The following is a 17,924-nucleotide window of genomic DNA, read 5'->3' on the forward strand; positions in this document are numbered from 1 at the left end:
GCAGACACGGCCGGAACGTGGGATGAGGCCGGGAACCGCAGGGGTTTGCGGGATCGTCTCGGGACCGCGGACACGGCCGGAACCTGGATGACCGGGAACCGCAGGGCCTGCGGTTCCCGCCCCGGGCCCGCAGGCACGGCCGCAGCCTGCATCGTCCGGGAACCGCAGAGGGTTTCGAGACCACCGCGAGACCGCGGGCGGGGTCCGGGCGCGGGCGGAAATCGCGGGGTTTGCGGGAGCGGGCCGGGACCGGCTCCGGCGCCGGGGGTGGAGCGGAGCGCCAGCGGAGTCGGAGCCCGCGGCGAGGTTTGCCCGCGGGAGCATGCCCGGAGCGGCCACGCCGGGAGCGGGAACATGGGTTTGCGGGGTCAGATCCTGCGGTTGGCGAGGCTCGGGAGCTCGAGGCGGATGGTCTCGAGGCGGGCGAGGTCGAGGTCGGCCACGGCGATCGTGGTGGTGTCGGGGGCTTGGGCGAGGACGGTGCCCCACGGGTCGATGATCATGCTGCGGCCGAAGCAGGTGCGGGCCGGCTCGTGGTTGCCGATCTGGCCGGCGGCGAGGACGTAGCACTGGTTCTCGATCGCGCGGGCGCGGAGCAGGATCTCCCAGTGGTCGCGGCCGGTGTGGGCCATGAAGGCGGCCGGGACCACGAGCAGTTTGGCGCGGCCGTCGTCGGCGAGGCGGCGGTAGAGCTCGGGGAAGCGCAGGTCGTAGCAGATCGACAGGCCGAGGCCGATGCCCTCGACGTCGACGACGACCGGCTCGGTGCCGGCCGCGACCGTGCGGGACTCGTGGAACGAGACCTTGCCGGGGATCTCCACGTCGTAGAGGTGGATCTTGCGGTAGGCCGCGGCCAGTTCGCCGGCGCGGTTGAAGACGAGGCTGGTGTTGTAGATGTGGTCCGCGTCCGGGCCGGTCTCGTGGAACGAACCCGCGTGGACCCAGATGCCGAGGTCGCGGGCGGCATCGGCGAAGAACGTGCCGTACTCACCGTCGACCGGCTCCGGTTTCGGGGCACCGGCGGCGGGGCCGAGATAGTCCGTGTACTCCGGGAGGACCGCGAGGTCGGCGCCGGCGTCCGCGGCGCGGGTGAGCAGGTCACGCGCCACGGCCAGGTTGGCGGCGCGGTCCGCACGGGCGTTGAGCTGGCACACGGCGACTCGCATGAGGCCGAGCCTACGACGCGCCGGGTGCCGCTACCAGGGGTGTCTGGAGGATCGCCTCCGCGCCGACCGGGGTGAAACCGGCGGCGAGCAGCGTGCGGGTGCTGGCCGCGTTCCCGGGTGCGACCTGGGCCCAGACGTGGGCGCCCGCGGGGGTCAGGTGACGCGCCGCGGTGACCAGGGCGCGGCCGAGGCCGGCGTTGCGGTGCTCCGGGAGGACCTCCATGGAGAGCTCCCACCGGCCGGCGAGGCCCCGCCCGATCGTGAGCAGGCCGCCGTGGGCGGCGTACACGCGGACGTCGTCGCGGTAGCCGACCGCGTGCCGTACCCGCGGATGGATGTGGTCCCGGATCTCGGTCAGCGCGATCGCGGGCGGGCCGGGCAGCGCGGGCGCGACCAGCATCTGGTCGATGCTGTTGACGCGGCGGCCGAGCCGGCGTTCGAGCGCGTGCAGGAACGGCGGGTTCATCGGTTCGGAGAAGATGTCGCCGGAGTCCGGGAGGTGCGCGTTCACCCAGTCGAGCGTGACCGGGGCGGCGACGACCACGCGCGCCGGGAAGGAGAGCACCGCGACGTCACGCGCGGACGGCGCCGGCACGACCTCCAGGAACGGTTCGGTGGGCAGGTGCCCGCCGCGGGCGACGTGGTCCAGCAGCGACGACAAACGCCCCGGCGAGACCGCCGGGGCGTGCGTGTCGTGCGAGGCGGTCAGGCCGACTTCTCCTCGGGGCGCTCGCGGCGGGCACGGCGGCCCGTGAACTCGCGCGGAACGATGGTCGGGTTGACGTTCTCCAGGACGACGCCCTTGGTGATGAGCACGCGGGCGGCGTCCGGGTTCGACGGCACCTCGTACATCACGTTCTGCAGGACCTCTTCCATGATGGCGCGCAGGCCACGGGCGCCGGTGCCGCGGAGCATGGCCTGGTCCGCGATCGCGTTGAGCGCCTCCTGCTCGAACTCCAGCTCGACGCCGTCCAGCTCGAAGAGCCGCTGGTACTGACGGACGAGCGCGTTGCGGGGCTCGGTGAGGATGCTGACCAGCGCCTCGCGGTCGAGGTTGCGCACCGTGGTGAAGACCGGCAGACGACCGATGAACTCGGGGATCAGGCCGAACTTCAGCATGTCCTCCGGCATCACCTTGGACATGATGTCGTCGGTGTCCCGGTCGCGGATCGAGCGCAGGTTCGCCCCGAAGCCGACGCCGCCGGCGCCGATCCGGGACTCGACGATCCGGTCCAGGCCCGCGAACGCGCCACCGCAGATGAACAGCACGTTCGTGGTGTCGATCTGGATGAACTCCTGGTGCGGGTGCTTGCGGCCGCCCTGGGGAGGCACGTTCGCCGTGGTGCCCTCGAGGATCTTGAGCAGGGCCTGCTGCACGCCCTCGCCGGAGACGTCACGGGTGATCGACGGGTTCTCCGACTTGCGGGCGATCTTGTCGACCTCGTCGATGTAGATGATGCCGGTCTCGGCGCGCTTGATGTCGTAGTCAGCGGCCTGGATCAGCTTGAGAAGGATGTTCTCCACGTCCTCGCCGACGTAGCCGGCCTCGGTCAGCGCCGTGGCGTCGGCGATCGCGAACGGGACGTTGAGCATGCGGGCGAGCGTCTGCGCCAGGTGCGTCTTGCCGCAGCCGGTCGGGCCGATCAGCATGATGTTGGACTTGGCGAGCTCGATCTGCTCACTGCCGGAGCCGGGGGCGCCGTTCGCCTCCGCCTGGATCCGCTTGTAGTGGTTGTAGACCGCGACGGCGAGCGCGCGCTTGGCGCTCTCCTGGCCCACCACGTACTGATCCAGGAACTGGACGATCTCCATCGGCTTGGGAAGCTCTTCCCACTTCACCTCGCCGGACTCGGCCAGCTCCTCCTCGATGATCTCGTTACAGAGATCGATGCACTCGTCGCAGATGTAGACCCCGGGGCCCGCGATGAGTTTCTTGACCTGCTTCTGCGACTTTCCACAGAAGGAGCACTTCAGTAGGTCGCCGCCGTCACCGATCCGTGCCACCTACGCTCTCCCTGCGCTCATCGGCTGGAGACTCCCAACCCTGGCCTGAGGACGACCTGGTCAAACGGTCTTCGCTCAACGGTATTCGATCGTCCACCGGACCGCGATGTTTAGCGGTGCGGCCTCGACGTTACCCCCTGCGGGGGCGTTTCTCCGACCCCCAAAACTGGCGTGTCAGAGACCAACCAGGCTAGCGGGTCATCCCTACCGGAGATTTGGCGCCGTATGCCCGATTTAAGTGCGTATGTTCCAAGCGGTCAAAGTGAAGACCAGCCACAGTAACCTACCTGCGGCTGGCCTCCGTCAAGGGCGCTGGGTCTAGCTGGAGGCGCCGACCCCGATCAGGCCGCTCTTCTTCCGGTTCGCCAGGACCGTGTCGACGATCCCGTACTCCTTGGCCTCTTCCGCGGTCATGATCTTGTCGCGGTCGATGTCCTTGGTGACCAGATCGGCGGCCCGGCCGGTGTGCCGCACCAGCATCTCCTCCATCTGGGAGCGCATGCGCAGGATCTCCCGGGCCTGGATCTCGATGTCCGAACCCTGGCCGTAACCGCCCTCGGTGGCGGGCTGGTGGATTATCACCCGGGAGTGCGGCAGCGCCATCCGCTTGCCGGGCGTGCCGGCCGCCAGCAGGATCGCGGCCGCGGACGCCGCCTGGCCCAGGCACACCGTGACGATGTCCGGGCGCACGTACTGCATGGTGTCGTAGATCGCCGTCATGGCCGTGAACGAGCCACCGGGCGAGTTGATGTACATCGTGATGTCGCGGTCCGGGTCCGTCGACTCCAGCGTCAGCAGCTGGGCCATCACGTCGTTCGCCGAGGCGTCGTCCACCTGGACGCCGAGGAAGATGATCCGGTCCTCGAACATCTTGTTGTACGGGTTGGACTCCTTCACCCCGTACGACGTGCGCTCGACGAAGGAGGGAAGAACGTACCGGTTGTGCACCGGAGCGAACCGCGGGGGAAGTGTCATGTCCGTCATTGTCGCCTTCCTCAGTTCAGCGTTCCGGCGCCCTCGGGGACCTGCGTCGCCCCGGTGATCACCTTGTCGATGAAGCCGTACTCCTTGGCCGCCGCGGACGTGAACCAGCGGTCCCGGTCCGAGTCGGCCTCGATCGTGCTCTGCGTCTGCCCGGTGTGGAACGCGACGCGCTCCTGGAACATGCGCTTCGTGTAAAGCATCTGCTCCGCCTGGATCGCGATGTCCGCCGCGGTGCCGCCCAGGCCACCGGACGGCTGGTGCATCATGATCCGGGCGTGCGGCAGCGCGTAACGCTTGCCCTTCGTCCCGGCGCAGAGCAGCAGCTGGCCCATGGAGGCCGCCATGCCCATCGCGACGGTCGAGACGTCGTTGTCGATCCACTGCATGGTGTCGTAGATCGCCATGCCGGCGTAGACCGAGCCGCCGGGCGAGTTGATCCAGAAGTGGATGTCACGCTCCGGGTCCTCCGCCGCGAGCAGCAGCAACTGGGCGCAGAGGCGGTTGGCGACCGAATCGGTCACCTCGCTGCCCAGAAAGATGATCCGCTCCTTCAGCAGCCGGTTGTAGACCGAGTCGTCAAGGCCACCGGCGAGGTCGCCGCCGCCTCTGGCCAGAGGCGACGCATTGAGATGCAAGTCGGTCATGGCAGCCCTTCGCTGTTGTCCTTCGTAGGACCGACCCTAGCCCGTCATTGGGGCACTTCGTCCGTGCATGGGGCACTGTTCGCTGTAAGCGCACGCCTTCTGCCCTCAGAAGAACCAGAGCCGCCGCGGGTACGCGAACCCGCGGCGGCTCTGGGTGGTGAAACCCTTAGTGCACGTGGTGGTGCTCGTCCTGGATCGCCTCGAGCGTCACCGGGTTGCCCGCGGTGTCCTTGATCGTCACACGCTCCAGCACGATCTGCAGCGCCTTCCCGCGACGCACGTCGCCGAAGACGGCCTGCGCCTCACCCGAGCGGGCGAGCTGGTCGTAGTACTGCTGGGGCTGCATGCCGGCGCGCTGCGCGCGGTGCATGATCTCGTGACCGAACTCGTCGTCGGAGACCTGAACCTGCTCCGCCTCCGCGATCGTGTCGAGCAGCAGCTGGATCTTGACGCCCTCGGTCGCGGCCTCCTGCAGCTCGGTGTCGATCTGCTCCTCGGTCTTCTCCTCCGAGGCGAGGTAGTCCTCCAGCGACGCGCCGATGCGCTCCAGCTGGTCGGTCATCGCGGCCTTGCGCTGCTCGACCGCGTCCTTCACGACACCCTCCGGCGCCGGGATCTCGGCCGCCTCGACGATCTGCGCGAGCACCTTGTCCCGGGCCGCGTAGATCTGCTCGACCTTCTTGACCCGGGTGACCCGCTCACGGACGTCGCCCTTCAGCTCCTCCAGCGAGTCGAACTCGCTGGCCAGCTGGGCGAAGTCGTCGTCGAGCTCCGGCAGCTCCTTCTCCTTCACGGTGCGGACCGTGGTGGAGACCTCCGCGTCCTGCCCGGCGAAGTCGCCGCCGACCAGCTTCGTGGTGAACGTCGCGGACTCACCGGCGGACAGGCCCACCAGGACCTCGTCCAGACCCGGGAGCAGCTGCTGGGAGCCGACCTCGTGGGAGATGTTGGACGCGGAACCGCCCGGCACCTCCACACCGTCGACCGTCGCGGTCAGGTCGAGCTGCACGTAGTCGCCCTCGGCCGCCGGCCGCTCGACCGTCTTCAGCGTGGCGAACCGCTCGCGCAGGTTGTTGACCTGCTCGTCGATCTCGCTGTCACCGATCACCAGCTCGTCGACCTCGACCTCGATGCCGGACAGGTCCGGGATCGTCAGCTCCGGACGCACGTCGACCTCGGCCGTGAACTTCAGCGGCTCGTTGTCGGCGAACTCCGTCACGTTGACCTCGGGCCGGCCGAGCAGCTTGACGTCGTGCTCCTGCACGGCCGCGAACAGCTGCGCCGGGATCGCCTCGTTGACGGCCTCGTTCAGCACGGTCTCCCGGCCGACCCGCTGGTCGATCACGGCCGACGGGATCTTGCCGCGGCGGAAGCCGGGGATCTGCACCTGAGACGCGATCTCCCGGTACGCCTTCTTCAGGCTCGGCTCGAGCTCGGCGAACGGCACCTCGATGGCGAGCCGCACCCGAGTCGGGCTCAGAGTCTCGACGGTGCTCTTCACAGGCGTACTCCTTGATGGATCTGGGTGATGTGCGGCGTGTCCGCTGTCCTGGGCGTCTGCGCTCTGTCTGCGGTCTGCCACTGTTTCGTCTGCAGACACGCCGGCGTTACGCGCCGTCGCTCTCGCGAGTTTAGGCCGTCGTCGCGGCACGCTCGCGCCCGGGTTTGAAACCCGCGTCATCCTGTCGTCGGGGTGGCGGGATTTGAACCCACGGCCCCTCGCTCCCAAAGCGAGTGCGCTACCAAGCTGCGCCACACCCCGTGGCGCTTCGAGTGTAAGCGCCCGAAGCCCATCCCGGCTCGCCGGGCCTCGCGTACGGAACCTTCCGGTGTGGCGTGCCGGATACCGGCTTGGGAAGATCAGCCCGAGTGGGTACGCTAGGACAGCACCGCGAACCATCCGCGGCGCACGCGGACGTAGCTCAATGGTAGAGCCTCAGTCTTCCAAACTGATTACGCGGGTTCGATTCCCGTCGTCCGCTCCACTTCGGGTCACTGTGTCAACGGAGTGCGTTGACCAGGGCGTTCCGCATGCAACCCGGGGGCCGAGCCCCCGGACCCCCACGGTGTGGCTCGCTTACGTTCCGGCCTGGTTGATCTTGTGTGCCATTAACGTGCCGTTGGCGTGTCGCTAGCTCTGGGGCTTGGGCTTCTTCTTGCTGGTGTTGGGCTTCTTGGGGTTGGTTGCACTGGTGATGCGCTTGTCCATGTCGTTGGCGAGCTCGCGGTCGCGGTCGTTGGTGGCGTGCTGGTAGGTGCTCTTCGCCTGTGCCAGCGGCCCACGCGGTCGGGGTCTTCCCGCGCGGGGAAGCCGTGCGCTACCGCGAATGCGCCCTCGTGCACGGCGTGTCCGGCGAGGCGATCCGCTGGTCCGAGGGGGCGGACGGAACGCGACCAGAGTTCGGGCGGCCGGCGGCCGCGTGAAGGCGGTCGCCGCGGTGCGGTGGGCGGGAACGTTCGGTGTGTCGTGTCGGTTGATCGATATCTTTGTGGCATGTCTGATCTTCTGGCCGATACCCGGCGGGCTCTTCGTCATCGTCTCGCCGTGGGGCAGAGCAGGGGGCGTACGCCGTCGGTGGTGGCGGCCGTGGTGCGGGACGGGCGGGTGGTGTGGGTCGAGGGCCGGGGTGACGTGGGTGGGGGTGTGCCGGACGGTGATACGCAGTACCGGATCGGGTCGATCACCAAGACGTTGACGGCGATGCTGGTGCTGCGCCTGCGGGACGAGGGCCGGCTCGACCTGGACGATCCGCTGGAGGCGCACCTGCCGGGTACGCCGGCCGGCCGGGCGACAGTCGGTGCGCTGCTGGGGCACACGGCGGGGCTGGCCGCGGAGCCGCCGGGGCCGTGGTGGGAGCGGACGCCGGGGGTGCTGCGGCCCGATCTGGCGGACGTGCTGCCGGAGACGCCGTACGTGTTCCCGCCGGGGCGGCGCTTCCACTACTCCAATCCGGGGTACGCGCTGCTCGGCGCGCTGGTCGAGAAGCTGCGCGGCGGGTCCTGGGCGGAGGTGCTGCGCGCCGAGATCCTGGCGCCGCTCGGCATGGACCGCACCGGTCCGGACCCGGTCGCGCCGCACGCGAGCGGCTGGGCCGTGCACCCCTGGGCCGACGTGCTGCTGCCGGAACCGGCGGAGGACCTCGGGCGGATGGCCGCGGCCGGGCAGCTCTGGTCGACCGCCGCGGACCTGGCCCGGCTGGCCGTGGTCCTGCTCGGCGGCGGTGACGAACGGGTGCTGCGCCGGGAGTCGGTCGAGGAGATGTGCGAACCCCGGACGCCCGAGTACGGGCTGGGCGTGCAGATCCTGCGCGCACCGGACGGCCGGGTGCTGACCGGGCACACCGGGTCGCTGCCCGGTTTCCTGTCCACGGTCGCGGTCGACCCGGCGGAGGGGCTCGGCGCGGTCGTGCTCGGCAACGTCACCACCGGTCTGGACGTCGGTGTCCTCACGGCCGACCTGATCCGGATCGTCGCGGAACGGGAGCCGCGCATCCCGGAGCCGTGGCGCCCGCTGCCGTCGGTCGATCCGGAGCTGCTCGCGCTGGCCGGCCCGTGGTACTGGGGGCCGAACCCGTACCTGCTGCGCCCGGCGGCGGACGGTCACCTGGAGCTGTCCGCGCTGCGCGGCGGCGGCACCCGCGCGACCCGGTTGCGGCCCGGGCCGGACGGCGTCTGGACCGGGCGGGGCGGCTACTTCGACGGTGAACGCATGCGGATCGAGCGGGACGCGTCCGGCGCGGTCACCCATCTGGACGTCGGTACGTTCGTCTTCACCCGCGAGCCGTACGGCCCGGCGGCCTCGGTCCCCGGCGGGGTCGACCCGGCGGGCTGGCGCGGAACCGACTGATACGACTTCCGTGCACCCGCCGTCCGCACTTTCCACCGACGCGGCGCGGGCCGGTCCGCTGCGACGCTTTCCGTGTTCCGGCCGCCGTGGCCGGTCGTCGCAAGGGAGTGGACATGACGTTCTCCGGCTGGTTCACCCGCGCCGCCGCGTATCTCGTCGACTCGGCCGTCGCCGCGCCGTTCTTTTTGGCCGGTGGGCTGCTGGACGGCAATCGGGCGCTCTACTACGGTCTGGCCGGTCTCGGGTTCGCGGTGTGGGGCTACAACCGGTGGTGGCGCGCCGGGCGCACCGGGCAGAGCTGGGGTCGCGCGCTGACCGGGATCCGTCTGGTGAGCGCGGACACCGGGCAGCCGATCGGCCCGGTGCGGGCCGCCGTGCGGGACCTGGCGCACGTGCTCGACGACGTGATCCTCTACCTCGGTTACCTGCTGCCGCTGTGGACGACGAAGCGCCAGACCCTGGCGGACAAGGTGATGGGCACCGTGGTCGTCCGCTGACCGGTCGCCCCGGTGCGCGGCCGAAACCGCGCACCGGGCCGGATCAGCGGACCGGGCCGCCTCAGCACACCGGACCGGATCAGCGCACCGGGCCGGATCAGCGAACAGTCCGGATGCCGACCACCGCGGCCAGCGCGACCACCACGGTCGCGAAGCCGGCCAGCGCGACCTCGGTCGACACCGCCGCGGTGGCGAAGCCGAAGCCGAGGATCGGGATGGACAGGCCGAGGTATCCGGCGAGGAACAGCCCGGCCAGCGCCTCGCCGCGGGTGGCCGGCTCGGAGATGCTGAACACCGTACCGATGGAGCCCTTGAACAGCAGGCCCGCGCCGGCGCCGGCGGTGACGCCGCCGATCAGGAACAGCGGCAGGCTGGGCAGCCACACCGCGGCCGTGGTGGCGATCAGGCCGAGGCTCAGCGCGACGAGCCCGCCGAACACCTGGCGCCGGGCCGGCATCCGGGCGAACACCAGCTGCGCGGTCACCCCGCTGCCGAACGACAGGAACGCGACCAGCCCGGCCAGCGCGCGCGACGGATGTCCCATGGTGCCGCCCACGAAGCCGGGCGCGACGGACGCGAACAGGCCCAGCACGGCGAAGGCGGCGAACGCACCGATCGCCACGGTGGCGTAGCGGCCACGGGCGGCGGCGGGCACGGCGACGCGCTGCGGCCGGTAGGGCGCCGAGGTCGCGGCCACCGTCTCCGGTACCAGCGCGACGCCGGCCGCGACGACGGCCAGCAACACCAGATAGACCACATAGGGGGTACGCAGCGGCGCGCCGGCCCACTCGGCCAGCAGTCCCGAGGTCAGCGAGCCGACCGCGAAGCCGCCCATGTTCGCGGCCGTGCCGACCAGCTCGGCGAGCGCGCGGCCGGCGCCGGGCCGCGCGGCCGCGTGCAGCTCGACCAGGTGCGCGGTGGCGGTCGCGGTGATCATGCCGACCGCGGCGCCGCTGAGCGCGCGGCCGGCCAGCACGGCCGGGAACGCGGTCGAGGCGAGCAGCAGCACGCCGGAGGCGATCTCGACGAGCAGCGCCGGGAGCAGGACGCGGCGGCGGCCGAGCCGGTCGGAGAGGTGACCGGCGAGGAACAGGCTGATCGTGACGCCGACCGCGTACGCGGCGTAGGCGACCGTGACCATCAGCGTCGAGTAGCCGGCCTCGCGCTGGTAGAGGGGCCAGAGCGGGGTGGGTACGACCGTGAAGGCCATCGCGACGCCGAACGCGGCCGCGACCACCCAGAAACCGGTGCCGTGGCCGACACCTCGCCGGGCCGCCGTGGCGGGCGCCGGCAGCGTCTGAGCGGACATCATGAGCTCCTCACATCGGAAAGGTGACGCTGCACAGCCTTCTGCACCGGGCCCATCGCCGCCAACGATGGTTCATGCTGGGCACTATCATCAATCGTGATGGACCTACGTCACCTCGAGTACTTCGTGGCGGTCGCGGAGGAGCTGAGCTTCACCCGGGCGGCCGCGCGCCTGCACGTGGTCCAGTCCGGCGTCTCCGCCACCATCCGCGCGCTGGAGCAGCACCTGCGGGCGGAGCTGTTCGAGCGCGGGCCGCAGCGGATCGCGCTGACCGACGCGGGCGCGGCGCTGCTGCCCGAGGCGCGCGCGGTGCTGGACGCGGCGCAGGGCGCCCGGGACGCGGTGGCACGCGTGCGCGGCGGACTGCGCGGCACCGTGCACGTCGGCGCCATGACGTCCGTCACCATCCTGGACCTGCCCGGCCTGCTCGGGCGATTCACGGCCGACCACCCGGGCGTGACCGTGCGCATGCGGGCGGCGCCGACCGGGTCGGCCGGGCTGGCCCAGGCGCTGCTGGACGGCGAGTTCGACCTGGCGTTCCTGTCCGACATCGACCGGGCGCGCACCGGCCTCGACATTCACACGCTGGCCCGGGTACGGATGTTCGCGATCGTCCCGGCCGCGTGGCCCGGCCCGAGCGTGACGCTGGAGCGGCTGGCCGAGCGGCCGTTCATCGACTCGCCGGCCGGCTTCGGCAACCGGGTCGTGGTCGACCGTGCCTACGCGGCCGCGGGCCTGCAACGGCGCGTCGCGCTGGAGGTCGTGGAGATCGGCACCGCTCCCGAGTACGTGCGGCACGGGCTCGGTGTCTCGATCATGCCGGCGTTCTCCGTACCCTCGGATGATCCTGGGGTCAAAGGCCTGCCGATCGAGGGGGCGGAGCTGTGGTGGACGCTGTCGCTGGCCACCGCCACCCGGCGCCGGCCGACCGCGGCGACGCGCACGTTCCTGGAGTTGGCGAAGGACTACGTCAGGCTCGGCTGAACGGGCGCAGCGCCTCGGTCACCCAGGCCGGCTCGAAGATCGCGCCCGGGTCGCCGCCCAGCTCCGGCGCGACCGGTCGCGGGCCCGGCCGGCCGTTGTGCACGTCCAGCAGCACGGTGCCGGCCGACTCCAGCAGCGCCAGGTTGCGCCGCCAGGCCGGGTGGCCCCAGAGCTTCTCGTTCACGGTCGGCACCGCCACCACCGGCACCCCCTCGCCGAGCGCCTCGCAGAGCCGGGCCAGCGCGTACGTGTCCGCGGCACCGCTCGCCGCCTTGTTCAGCGTGTTGAACGTGGCCGGGCAGACCACCACCGCGTCCGGCGGGCCGCCCTGCTTCGGCTGGTCCGGCGCCCGGAAGTCGAACTGCGGCGGCGCGCCCAGCACGTCGTGCACGGCGGCCGGGTCCAGCCACGCGCGCGACGCGGGCGTACCGATCAGGATCGGCGTCCAGCCGTCGCCGAGCAGAGCCTTGAGCAGATCGGGCGTACGCACGGTGAGCGGCGCCCCGCAAACGATCACTGTCACGTTCCCGGCCATGGCCGCACCGTACCTCTCTACCTTCCGATAGAGACCGACGCCCGCCGCACGGGCGATTCATCACACCCGATCCGCCCATAGATTCGAACCATGCTGATGAACGAGGAACGTGCGGTCCTGCGGAACGGGAAGCTCGTCGCGGCCGGCGCGGTCACGCTGACCGTCGCGCTCGTCATGGTCTGGGCCGGCTGGCGGCTCACCGGCATCGGGCACTCCTGGGACGACCTGACCTCCGCCGACCACTGGCTCGGCGTCCTGCTGCGCGGCGGCGGTGCGCTGCTGCTCGGCAAGACCGGCCTCAAGATCGGTTTCGTGGTGGTCGGCGTGGTGGCCGGCACCGTCATGTGGATGCGCGGACGCCGCCGCCACCACTGAGAACTACCATGCAGTCCGGTCGAGCGGACGGGACTGCGCGAAGGATGTCGACATACAGGGCGGCGGCCTGGGTGGACCTCAGCCCGGGTGCGGACGTGGACGCCGCGCTCGGCGTGCTCCGCACGGACCACCCCGGCGCGCTCCCCGGCGGTCCCGGCGTGCTCTACGCCCGCGTCGTACCGCTGGACCACGACTGGCGGCGCCTGGAGCTGTCGACCGCGGACGTCGGCCCCGAATTCGCCCACCTGGTCGTGCGGCTGCTGTCGGAGTCGGCGCACGCGGTCCGGGCGTTCATCGCCTACGACTACGACGCCGACGGGGCGGAGCAGATCGTGCTCGACGGGCGGCCGGCCGCGGTCTCGCGGGTGCATCACGTGCGGATCCAGCCGCCCGGCTTCGGCTCCGGCTTCGCCGAACCGCTGATGCTGCGGGACGTGCCGGCCGCCGTGCCGCCCGCGCTGTTCGAACGGCGCGGGCAGTCGCGCAACGGCGCCGGGGCGATCGCCGCGCTCGCCGACCTCTACGGCGTACCCGCGGACGGCCTGAGACGGGCCCGGCGCCGCGCGCTCCGGCCGGCCCGCCTGCTGGACGACCCCGGCGGCCCGTTCGCCCCGTGGCTGGACGCGCTGCGCATCCCGTGGACCGCGACGGACGGCGGCCGGCCGGTCAAGCTCCGGCCCGGTCCGGTCTGGCGCGAGGCCGTCGTCCGCTACGCCCTGCCGTCCCTGCCCGGCCGGTGGCTCGTCTTCGACGAGGAACTCGTCGCCGAACCGGTCGGCCTGATCGCCCGCGCGATCGTCCAGGGCCAGGCCGTCCTGCACCCGCTCTACCTGCCCGCCGGCCACCCCGGCTGGCGCGTCCACGACGCGCTCGACCTGCGCCTCCCACGCACCACGCCGGCCACCCGCGAGACCGCCGAGCCGGCCATGCAGCACCTGGCCGAGGCGATCCGGTCCCGGGCCATGCCGCACTTCGCCGCGCACGGCACGCTCGCCGGCTACGTCGAACACTGCCGGGCCGTCCCGTCGGACCCGTACCGGCTGCACGCCCAGGCCCTCACCGAGATCGTCCTGGAGCGCTTCGACGACGCCCTGACCACGCTCGACGCCATCACCAGCATGGTGACCCCACGCCTGTACGACGGCACCCGCCCGGCCGGCCTCGGCCCGGCCCGCCTCACCGACCTCGCCGCCGAGGCCGACCACTGGCGCCGCCGCCTCGCCGAGGACCCGTTCGGCGCCCAGGCCGACCTCCTCGCCAACGTCCCCACCCAACGCCACCGCCTCGGCCTCCCGGCCGGAGAGCCGACGGGGCACGGCAGCGACCCGTCGTGATGACCTTCATCCGATCGGATGAGAATCGTCATGAATACAATTCACCCACGTTATGGAACTTCCATCGGGATCAGGATTGGCATGCGGGATCGAATGATCCTGCGGCGTGAGCCGAGTCGGCCGGTCCGCTCGAACGTTATCGGAGCGGCCGGTCGACCGAGGCCCGAACGCCCCACCCGGATGAATGAGTCATTCAAGATCGACGAATCCGCCGGTTAGATCTTGCTAGCGTGGGCGTCATACTGGGTATTCATGAAGCAGGATGACGGACTTGACGGAAGTTTTGGCGAGCGATCTCTTCAGAATGGTCGCTATTCCAGTGGCCACCGCCGCACTCGGCTGCTTCATCAGATACTTCACCGCGAAAATCCGAAATGATCCGATCGGCATGGAGATCTTCGTCTTCTGGCCGGAACTCCTGCTCTCCTCGGTGTTCAACCTACTGACGGCAGCGTCCGATCTGGCGTCGAAGCAACTTCCGGCGGAGGACGTCGCCGACAGCCTCCTGGCGATCATGTCGGCCGGACTCGTCCTCCTTCTGACCCTCTGGCTGGTCTCATTCATGGCGGCAATGCCGCGGAGTGGCAGATGGCGCAAAGTCATATGGACCTACGGACTGCCGCACCTCTCATCGGTGATCGCACTGGAGGTTTCACTCCTGCTCGCACTGAGCTCGAAGACGTAGGGAGGATGCCATGGACGTAGAGGTACTGCTCGGAATCGCCGCCGGAGTGATCATGTCACTGTTCGTGGCCGAATTCGGCGGGTGGGCTCAACGCGCCGCACTCGCCATCATCCGGCTGGCCGTCAAGGCACTCCCCGAAGGACTTCAGGAACGATATCGGCGGGAACTCTCCGCCGAAGTGCGAAAAATACACACCGGCATCGGCAAGCTGCTGTTCGCCCTGGGGATCCTGGTCACCGCACCATCGATCGGACGAGCCATGAGATCCGAGGATCCGCACCGGATACGGCGGGAGGAGGTACGCGAGAAGAGACGGTTGCAAGGGCTGCCGATCACGCTGGTGGTCATGAATTCCGTCCTCCTCACCACGCTGGCCGGTGGACTGATCTACGCAACCGCCGAGGCCGGGTCACTGCCGTGGCCGAGCGTGGTCGAAGCGCTGGCCGCGAGCGCGGCGCTGGCATCGATGGCCACGTTCGTCTTCGCGCTGCAGGTCGAACGACGGGCGCAGGGTGGCGAAGGTGGGGACACACCGCGGCGAAAGAGGCGGGCGAAGCACAACGACACGCCTCGGCGGTGAAGCCCGCGTGCGGTGCGATGTCAGTCAGTCAGACAGCCGGGCCGGGGTGAACGGGCGGCGGCCACCGGTTCGGAATTGGCTCTGCGACGACGGTGGTCGGGCGGCGCAGGATCAGGGGATGAGACCTGAGACCCGTGCTGTGCATCCTCGGCTGCCGGAAGTGGGCGGCAGCCAGCCGATCGTGACGCCGCTGTATGCGGCGTCGACCTGGGTGTTCGAGGATCCGGACGTGCTGGCGGAGGCGTTTCAGCGGCCGGACGGGCCGTTTCTGTACTCGCGGATGACGAATCCGACGGTGCGGGTGCTGGAGACGGCGGTGGCGGATCTGGAAGGTGGGGTGGCGGGGATCGCGACCTCGTCCGGGATGGGGGCCGTCAACCTGGTGCTGCAGGCGCTGCTGCGGAGCGGCGACCACGTGGTGGCGCAGCGGCGGCTCTACGGCGGGGCCGGCACCGCACTGCGGGATCTGCGGGAGCGGTTCGGGGTCGACGTCGAGTACGCGGACGACACCGGCGCGCTCATCGACGCGCTGCGGCCGGGTGACACCAAGGTCCTCTACCTGGAGACCATCTCCAACCCGGCCGGGTACGTGGCGGATCTGCCACGGCTGACCGCGGCCGCACGGGCGGCGGGGGTGGTGACGGTGGTGGACAGCACGTTCGCGACGCCGGTGCTGTGCCGGCCGATCGCGCACGGCGCGGACGTGGTGCTGCACTCGGTGACGAAGTATCTGGCCGGGCATCACGACGTGGTCGGCGGGATCCTGGTGTTCGCGGATCCGGCGCTGCACGAGCGGGTCTGGCACCACAACGTGGAGTTCGGCGTGGCGGCGGATCCGTTCGCGGCGTGGCTGACGGCGCGGTCGCTGCACACGCTGGCGCTGCGGGTGGAGCGGCACTGTGCGAACGCGGCCGTGGTCGCGGAGCGGCTGGCCGCGCACCCGGCCGTGTCGGCGGTGCACTATCCGGGGCTGGCCACGCATCCGACGCACGAGGTGGCCCGGCGGCTGCTGACCGGCGGGTTCGGCGGGACGTTCGCGTTCGACCTGGCCGGTGGGCGGGATGCCGGGACCGCGTTCAGCAAGCGGCTGCGACTGGCCCGGCTCGCGCCGTCGCTCGGCGGGACGGTGACCACGGTGATGCATCCGGCCAGCACCTCGCACCGGCAGCTGGACGAGGCGCAGCTGGCCGCGGTCGGGATCGGCGCGGGGACGATCCGGGTCTCGGTCGGCATCGAGCACGTCGAGGACCTGTGGGCCGATGTGGAGCAGGCGCTGGGCTGAGCGGACGATCCAGGCGTCCCGCGCGGGAACGGGACGCGGGACGCCTGGATCCGGCCGGGTGCGGGCCCGGCCCGGCGGAGCGTTACGGCAGCGACCGCAGGAACGGCGCGTGCGAGTTCCGGAACTCCCAGGAGTAGAAGCGGTCCCAGTTGATGGACCAGGTCATCAGCCCGCGGAAGTTCGGGTTCGTCCCGCTGCGCGGCGTGTAGGACCCGCACGAGACGCCCTTGACCAGGCAGTTGACCGCATCCTGGATCGCGGCCGGCGGCACGTATCCGTTGCCGGCGCTGACCGACGACGGCGCGCCGAACGCGACCTGGTCCTCGCGCAGCGCCGGGAACACGTTCGCCGGGTTGCCCGCGACCGGGAAGCCGGCCAGCAGCATGTCGGTCATCGCGATGTGGAAGTCCGCGCCGCCCATCGTGTGGTAGGCGCCGTCCAGGCCGACGATCGGGCCGGAGTTGTAGTCCTGCACGTGCAGCACCGTGAGGTCGTTGCGCAGGGCGTGGATCACCGGGAGGTACGCGCCGGAGCGCGGGTCCTGGCCGCCCCACGGGCCGGAGCCGTAGTACTGGTGGCCGAGCTGCACGAAGAACGTCTCCGGGGCCATGGTGAGCACGAAGTTCGCGCCATACCGGGCCTTGAGCGCCCGCACCGCGGAGATCAGGTTGACGATCGCGGGCGTGGTCGGGTTCCGGAAGTCGGTGTCGCCGGTGTTGAGCGACAGCGAGTGGCCCTCGAAGTCGATGTCCAGCCCGTCCAGGCCGTACCGGTCGATGATCGCGGCGACCGAGGTGACGAACGCGTCACGGGCCGCGGTCGTGGTCAGCTGCACCTGGCCGTTCTGGCCGCCGATCGAGATCAGCACCTTCTTGCCCTGGGCGCGCTTGGCCTGGATCGCGGCCTTGAACTCGGCCTCGGACTCCACGTTCGGGCACTCCGCGACCGGGCAGAGGCTGAACCGGATGTCGCCGGAGGTGGCCGTGGTCGGCTCGCCGAAGGCGAGGTTGATGATGTCCCACTCCGCCGGTACGTCGGCCATCCGCAGATATCCGGACCCGTTCAGGAAGCTCGAGTGCAGATATCCGATCAGCGCGTGTTTGGGCAGAGTGCCGGGATTCGGGTTCGACGGCGAGGGAGACGGCGAGGCGGACGGCGTCGGGCTGGATGTCGGCCGCGGGCTGGACGTGGCGCTCGGGGTCGGCGAGGCCGACGTCGGCCCGGTGGTCGGTGTCGCCCCGCCGCAGGAGGCGCCGTTGAGCGTGCAGTTCACCGGCGTGCCCGCGCCGTTGGCCAGGAAGCCGAACGACACCGACGCCCCCGGCGCCACGGTGCCGTTCCACGACCGGTTCGTGAACGTGAAGCGCTGTCCGGAGGAGGTGAGCAGCGCGTCCCAGTAGCTGCCCATGGTGCTGCCGGCCGGCAGGTCGAACGCCACGGACCAGGACGTGATCGCCGCCCCGGTCCCGTTGGTGATCGTGTACTTGCCCTCCCAGCCGGATCCCCAGTCCGAGGTCTTGGCGAACGTCGCGGTGACCGCCGCGGCCGATGCGGGGAGCGCGAACAGCACGGCCGACGCGGCGGCCGCGCACAGGGCGACGAGGGTCAGGGCGATAGATCGAGACCGTTTCACGGCAGCCTCCTCCATCGGCGGCGGTGCAGGTCACCGCGGCCGTTGGAGAATTATTAAGACTCTTA

At 70.7% G+C, this 17,924-nt stretch carries 17 protein-coding genes and 2 tRNA genes; 9 read left to right on the plus strand and 10 right to left on the minus strand.

Annotated features, from left to right (window positions below; translation table 11 throughout):
• Positions 1 to 368 precede the first annotated feature (368 nt).
• The 7 genes from J2S44_RS11500 to J2S44_RS11530 all read right to left on the minus strand — a co-directional run bounded on the left by J2S44_RS11500 (position 369) and on the right by J2S44_RS11530 (position 6,560).
• Positions 369 to 1,166 carry a carbon-nitrogen hydrolase family protein gene (locus tag J2S44_RS11500; RefSeq protein WP_310411862.1) on the minus strand — a complete coding sequence of 266 codons (798 nt, stop codon included), beginning with the start codon at positions 1,164 to 1,166 and terminating at the stop codon, positions 369 to 371.
• 10 nt (positions 1,167 to 1,176) lie between these two features.
• Entirely contained in the window at positions 1,177 to 1,827 is a 651-nt protein-coding gene (locus J2S44_RS11505; protein ID WP_310411865.1) for a GNAT family N-acetyltransferase, read from the minus strand.
• A 44-nt stretch (positions 1,828 to 1,871) separates the two neighbouring features.
• On the minus strand, positions 1,872 to 3,170 hold the full coding sequence (gene clpX, locus J2S44_RS11510; RefSeq protein ID WP_310411868.1) for an ATP-dependent Clp protease ATP-binding subunit ClpX: 1,299 nt from the start codon (positions 3,168 to 3,170) through the stop codon (positions 1,872 to 1,874).
• Positions 3,171 to 3,488: 318 nt separating this feature from the next.
• Positions 3,489 to 4,154 carry an ATP-dependent Clp protease proteolytic subunit gene (locus J2S44_RS11515; protein WP_310411871.1) on the minus strand — a complete coding sequence of 222 codons (666 nt, stop codon included), beginning with the start codon at positions 4,152 to 4,154 and terminating at the stop codon, positions 3,489 to 3,491.
• 11 nt (positions 4,155 to 4,165) lie between these two features.
• Positions 4,166 to 4,798: an ATP-dependent Clp protease proteolytic subunit gene (locus J2S44_RS11520; RefSeq protein WP_310411874.1), complete on the minus strand. Its 633-nt coding sequence runs from the start codon at positions 4,796 to 4,798 to the stop codon at positions 4,166 to 4,168.
• Positions 4,799 to 4,964: 166 nt separating this feature from the next.
• Positions 4,965 to 6,299, minus strand: a complete 1,335-nt coding sequence (tig, locus tag J2S44_RS11525) for a trigger factor (RefSeq protein WP_310411877.1) — start codon at positions 6,297 to 6,299, stop codon at positions 4,965 to 4,967.
• 187 nt (positions 6,300 to 6,486) lie between these two features.
• A tRNA-Pro gene (locus J2S44_RS11530) sits at positions 6,487 to 6,560 on the minus strand.
• A gap of 149 nt (positions 6,561 to 6,709) precedes the next feature.
• Here J2S44_RS11530 and J2S44_RS11535 point away from each other — a divergent pair.
• The 3 genes from J2S44_RS11535 (at position 6,710) to J2S44_RS11545 (ending at position 9,142) form a co-directional block, all read left to right on the plus strand.
• A tRNA-Gly gene (locus J2S44_RS11535) sits at positions 6,710 to 6,783 on the plus strand.
• Positions 6,784 to 7,343: 560 nt separating this feature from the next.
• Positions 7,344 to 8,645, plus strand: coding sequence for a serine hydrolase domain-containing protein (locus J2S44_RS11540; protein WP_310411880.1), 1,302 nt, complete (start codon positions 7,344 to 7,346; stop codon positions 8,643 to 8,645).
• A gap of 113 nt (positions 8,646 to 8,758) precedes the next feature.
• Positions 8,759 to 9,142, plus strand: a complete 384-nt coding sequence (locus tag J2S44_RS11545; RefSeq protein ID WP_310411884.1) for an RDD family protein — start codon at positions 8,759 to 8,761, stop codon at positions 9,140 to 9,142.
• A gap of 97 nt (positions 9,143 to 9,239) precedes the next feature.
• Here the strand turns inward: J2S44_RS11545 and J2S44_RS11550 are convergent, their stop codons facing one another.
• Entirely contained in the window at positions 9,240 to 10,451 is a 1,212-nt protein-coding gene (locus J2S44_RS11550; protein ID WP_310411887.1) for an MFS transporter, read from the minus strand.
• A 99-nt stretch (positions 10,452 to 10,550) separates the two neighbouring features.
• On the opposite strand from J2S44_RS11550, the gene J2S44_RS11555 reads away from it, so the two are divergent.
• Entirely contained in the window at positions 10,551 to 11,435 is an 885-nt protein-coding gene (locus J2S44_RS11555; protein WP_310411890.1) for a LysR family transcriptional regulator, read from the plus strand.
• On the opposite strand, the gene J2S44_RS11560 is transcribed toward J2S44_RS11555, so the two are convergent.
• A complete protein-coding gene (locus tag J2S44_RS11560) occupies positions 11,422 to 11,958 on the minus strand; it encodes a flavoprotein (RefSeq protein WP_310411892.1) in 537 nt (178 codons plus the stop codon). The genes J2S44_RS11555 and J2S44_RS11560 overlap by 14 nt on opposite strands.
• A gap of 102 nt (positions 11,959 to 12,060) precedes the next feature.
• Here J2S44_RS11560 and J2S44_RS11565 point away from each other — a divergent pair, with 102 nt between their 5' ends.
• From J2S44_RS11565 to J2S44_RS11585, 5 genes are all read left to right on the plus strand, one after another.
• Positions 12,061 to 12,345 (plus strand): hypothetical protein, encoded by a 285-nt coding sequence (locus tag J2S44_RS11565; RefSeq protein WP_310411895.1) that lies wholly within the window; start codon positions 12,061 to 12,063, stop codon positions 12,343 to 12,345.
• 44 nt (positions 12,346 to 12,389) lie between these two features.
• Complete coding sequence (locus tag J2S44_RS11570) at positions 12,390 to 13,679, plus strand: hypothetical protein (RefSeq protein ID WP_310411897.1); 1,290 nt, start codon at positions 12,390 to 12,392, stop codon at positions 13,677 to 13,679.
• 262 nt (positions 13,680 to 13,941) lie between these two features.
• Positions 13,942 to 14,364: a hypothetical protein gene (locus J2S44_RS11575; protein WP_310411899.1), complete on the plus strand. Its 423-nt coding sequence runs from the start codon at positions 13,942 to 13,944 to the stop codon at positions 14,362 to 14,364.
• Positions 14,365 to 14,374: 10 nt separating this feature from the next.
• On the plus strand, positions 14,375 to 14,944 hold the full coding sequence (locus J2S44_RS11580) for a hypothetical protein (RefSeq protein ID WP_310411902.1): 570 nt from the start codon (positions 14,375 to 14,377) through the stop codon (positions 14,942 to 14,944).
• 118 nt (positions 14,945 to 15,062) lie between these two features.
• Positions 15,063 to 16,226, plus strand: a complete 1,164-nt coding sequence (locus tag J2S44_RS11585) for a trans-sulfuration enzyme family protein (RefSeq protein ID WP_310411904.1) — start codon at positions 15,063 to 15,065, stop codon at positions 16,224 to 16,226.
• An 82-nt stretch (positions 16,227 to 16,308) separates the two neighbouring features.
• On the opposite strand, the gene J2S44_RS11590 is transcribed toward J2S44_RS11585, so the two are convergent.
• Positions 16,309 to 17,841, minus strand: a complete 1,533-nt coding sequence (locus tag J2S44_RS11590; protein WP_310429602.1) for a chitinase — start codon at positions 17,839 to 17,841, stop codon at positions 16,309 to 16,311.
• Between the last annotated feature and the right edge of the window lie 83 nt (positions 17,842 to 17,924).

It is taken from the genome of Catenuloplanes niger, from assembly GCF_031458255.1.
In the GTDB taxonomy this organism is placed as follows: Bacteria; Actinomycetota; Actinomycetes; order Mycobacteriales; family Micromonosporaceae; genus Catenuloplanes; species Catenuloplanes niger.